Raw genomic sequence first — 3686 nt, 5'->3', positions numbered from 1 at the left:
CGCCGTGGTCGGCGCGCTCCACGCGCTCGCGTCCCGCAAGGCCCGCTGCAACGTCGTCGGCGCCATCGGCATCGTCGAGAACATGCCCGACGGCGGCGCCTACCGCCCGTCCGACATCCTCACCTCCATGTCCGGCCAGACCATCGAGGTCATCAACACCGACGCGGAAGGCCGCCTCGTGCTCGCCGACGTGATCACCCACGTGGTCCGCAGCGCCAAGCCGAAGGCGATGGTCGACCTTGCGACGCTGACGGGCGCGATCATCGTGGCGCTCGGCCAGGACATCGCCGGGATGTTCTCCAACGACGACGCGCTGGCCGCCAACATCAACGCCGCCGGCGAGGCCACGGGGGAGAAGGTCTGGCGGATGCCGCTGATCCCCGCCTACGACAAGGCGATCGATTCCAAGTTCGCCGACATGAAGAACACCGGGGGCCGTCATGGCGGCGCCGCCACCGCGGCCTCGTTCATCAAGCGCTACGTCGAGGAGGTGCCGTGGGCGCACCTCGACATCGCGGGCGTGGCGATGTCGTCGAACGCCAGCGAGATCAACCGCAGCTGGGGCGCCGGCTGGGGCGTGCGCCTGCTCGACCGGCTGGTGCGCGACCATTACGAGGCGCGGTGAGGCGGATCATCTGTCTGAGCCGTGCAGCGTCGGAGATGCCGTCGATTGGTGCATCAACGACAGCAAGACAAACCCCTTTTGTCATTCCGGGGCGCCGCAGGCGAACCCGGAACCCATAACCGCAGACGAGGCCAGGTTTTGATCGGTCGGCGGCTATGGATCCCGGGCTCCGCTGCGCGGCCCCGGGATGACAAGGTGGGTGCTCAGGCGCCGGCGTGATCCGGAAATTTGCAACGGAACAATCTTTTGATAGGGGCGCGCCCTGTGAAGTCCGTTGCGCGTGACCAGACCCATGCGTCTGTGGCCGATCTGAGAAAGATGCTCCTGGCCGCGGCCCCGATCCTGGCCATGCTCGCGGCGTTGGCGCTGGTGACCGTCACCGGCTTCAGCCAGCGCTCCGCCGTGCCGGAGGCTTTCGAGCCCTGGATCTACGGCTACTTCATCGCCCGCTATCCGCTCTTCGCCTTCGCGCTCGTCTACGGGATCGCGCATCTCGCGACGGTCGCGGCGGGGCCGGGGCCGGCCTCCACCTTCCGAAGGATCCTGTTCGCGTCGCTCGGCACGGCGGCCCTCATCGCGGTCGGCCTGTACCCGACCTTCGGGGGCCTAGTCCTGCGCGGCGGCTACGCCACCGGCGGGATGGCGTTCCTGACCCATCAGCCCCTATGGCTGGCCTACGGGCTCGGCGCCGGCGTCGCGGCGGCGATCTTCGGCGGTACCCTCGGCCTGTCCGCCCTGGCCGCCAACCGGCCCCTGCGCCCGCGCCTGCGGCGAATCGGGGCCGGATTGCTGGCGTACCTGGCGCTCTGGTTCGGCGCCTGCGTGATCGGGCTCGCGGTCCCGCTGGGATTCGGATCCTGGCCGCTCCGGGGGATGCGTCTCCCCGAGGCCGGCCTTGCCGCGCTGCTCCTCGTCGTCGCCGCCCTGCCGCACGTCGCCCTCACGACATTGAGCCGGCTACGTCGGGCCGCCTGACGGCGGCGCCTTGCTAGTGGCGGTGGGTTCGCCCACAGTCTGAGGGTTCTGCGTAGGGACGAGACCCGACCGTCGAGAGTCGGGCTCGCGGGAGACGACGCGATGCGCGAGGCCAGCGTAATCGAGCACGGTGCCACGGCACGCACGCACGGGTCCGAGATGGATCCGGCGTTCGCACAGCTTTCGCCCCGCCCCTGGCTCGCCGCCTACCCGCCGGGGGTTCCAGCCGAGATCGACGTCGACAGCCTCGGCACCCTGGTCGACCTGTTCGAGACCAGCGTCGCGGCCTTCGCCGACCGTCCGGCGATGCTCTGCTTCGGCTCGACCCTGACCTATGCGGGCCTCGGCAAGCAGGCGCGCGCCCTGGCGGCCTGGCTGCGCGCCCAGGGGCTGGCGAAGGGCGACCGCGTCGCGATCATGCTGCCGAACGTGCCGGCCTACGCGGTGGCCCTGTTCGGCGTGCTCTCGGCCGGCGGGACGGTGGTCAACGTCAACCCGCTCTACACGCCCCGGGAATTTTCCCAGCAGATCAACGATTCGGGCGCCCGCTTCCTGATCGTCCTCGAGAATTTCGGCGCGACCGTCGCGGCAGCTCTGGCCGACGTGACGCTGGAGCGCGTCCTCCTGGTCGGCCCGGGCGATGGGCTCGGGCTCAAGGGTCAGGTCATCAACCTCGCCAGCCGCCACGTGCGCAAGGCCGTGCCGCCGTTCCAGTTGCCCGACGGGCTGGCGCTGCCGTTCACGACCGCCCTACGCCGGGGCAGCGGCATGCCGCACGCCTCGGTGCCGGTCGGGCCGGAGGACCTGGCGTTCCTGCAATACACCGGCGGTACGACGGGCGTGGCCAAGGCGGCGATGCTCAGTCACCGCAACATCATGGCCAATGTCGAGCAGTCGCAGGTCTGGTTCAACGCGAAGGATCCGAGCATCCTCCGCTGCGCCGTCACGGCCTTGCCGCTCTACCATATCTTCGCGCTGACGGCCTGCTTCTTCCAGTTCATGCGCAACGGCGGGTCGTGCCTGCTGATCCCCAATCCGCGCGACTGCGACGGCATGGTGAAGACCCTCAGCCGCCACCGCTTCACGTGCCTGATGGGCGTGAACACGCTGTTCAACGTGCTGATCAACCACCCCAAGATCGGCACGGTCGACTTCTCGAACCTCGACTTCGTCGTCGGGGGCGGGACGGCGGTGCAGCGGCCGGTGGCCGAGCGGTGGAAGGCGCTCACCGGCAACACCATCCTCGAGGGCTACGGCCTATCGGAGACATCCCCGGTGGTGAGCGCCAACCCGCCCGGCATGACGGAGTTCTCCGGGACGATCGGGTTCCCGTTCCCGTCCACCGAGGTCTCGATCCGCGACGCCTCCGGCAAGCCGGTTCCGCCAGGCCAGCCCGGCGAGATCTGCGTGCGCGGGCCCCAGGTGATGCGCGGCTACTGGAACCGCCCGGATGAGACCGCCCGGGCCATGACGCCCGACGGCTTCTTCCGCACCGGCGACGTCGCCGTGATGGAGCCGGACGGCCAGATCAAGATCGTCGACCGGATGAAGGACATGATCCTCGTCTCGGGGTTCAACGTCTATCCGAACGAGGTCGAGGAGGTGCTGGCGGCCCATCCGGCGGTCCTCGAATGCGCGGTGGTCGGCGCGCCGAGCGAGGAGACCGGCGAGATGGTGGTCGCCCACGTGGTCATGAAGGACCCGGCGGTCTCCACCGACGCCCTGCGGGCGCATGCCCGCACCCAGCTCACCGGCTACAAGGTGCCCCGCCGGGTGGTGCTGCACGACGCCCTGCCCAAGACCAATGTCGGCAAGGTGCTGCGCCGGGTCCTGCGCGACGAGACGCCGCCCGGTTGAGCGGGCCCGCGGCGGATCGTCGTCGGCCGCGCACGTAACCGTCTGTCCCGATCGCCGAATGGTGAGACTGCGGCGGTTGTACCCCTGTCGGTGCCGACCGATCTGTGGGCTGTTCGCGCGGGACAGGCGAGGAGAAGCGATGTTGATCCGGAGCAGGCGCGGGTGGGAGATCCCGGAGATCGAGGCCACGCCCGAGGCCGTCTTCCTGAACCGCCGGGCGCTGCTCGGC

At 69.7% G+C, this 3686-nt stretch carries 2 protein-coding genes and 1 pseudogene; all 3 read left to right on the top strand.

Annotated elements, in window-relative coordinates; all coding sequences use genetic code 11:
* Positions 1-625: pseudogene (locus FV228_RS23160) on the top strand (leucyl aminopeptidase); the annotation flags it as partial.
* Positions 626-943: 318 nt separating this feature from the next.
* Positions 944-1600, top strand: coding sequence for a hypothetical protein (locus FV228_RS23155; protein ID WP_246694005.1), 657 nt, complete (start codon positions 944-946; stop codon positions 1598-1600).
* Between the two features lie 102 nt (positions 1601-1702).
* Positions 1703-3457: an AMP-binding protein gene (locus FV228_RS23150; protein WP_246694004.1), complete on the top strand. Its 1755-nt coding sequence runs from the start codon at positions 1703-1705 to the stop codon at positions 3455-3457.
* Positions 3458-3686: the final 229 nt, after the last annotated feature.

Source organism: Methylobacterium sp. WL18 (assembly GCF_008040015.1).
GTDB classification, from domain to species: domain Bacteria; phylum Pseudomonadota; class Alphaproteobacteria; order Rhizobiales; family Beijerinckiaceae; genus Methylobacterium; species Methylobacterium mesophilicum.
Note: the sequence above shows the minus strand (reverse complement) of the source record. Positions and strands in the feature narration are given on the sequence as shown.

Bases quoted from the DNA above. Each gene is read 5' to 3' on its own strand.
- FV228_RS23150 (WP_246694004.1), top strand. From the start codon at position 1,703: ATGCGCGAGGCCAGCGTAATCGAGCACGGTGCCACGGCACGCACGCAC.
- FV228_RS23155 (WP_246694005.1), top strand. From the start codon at position 944: ATGCTCCTGGCCGCGGCCCCGATCCTGGCCATGCTCGCGGCGTTGGCG.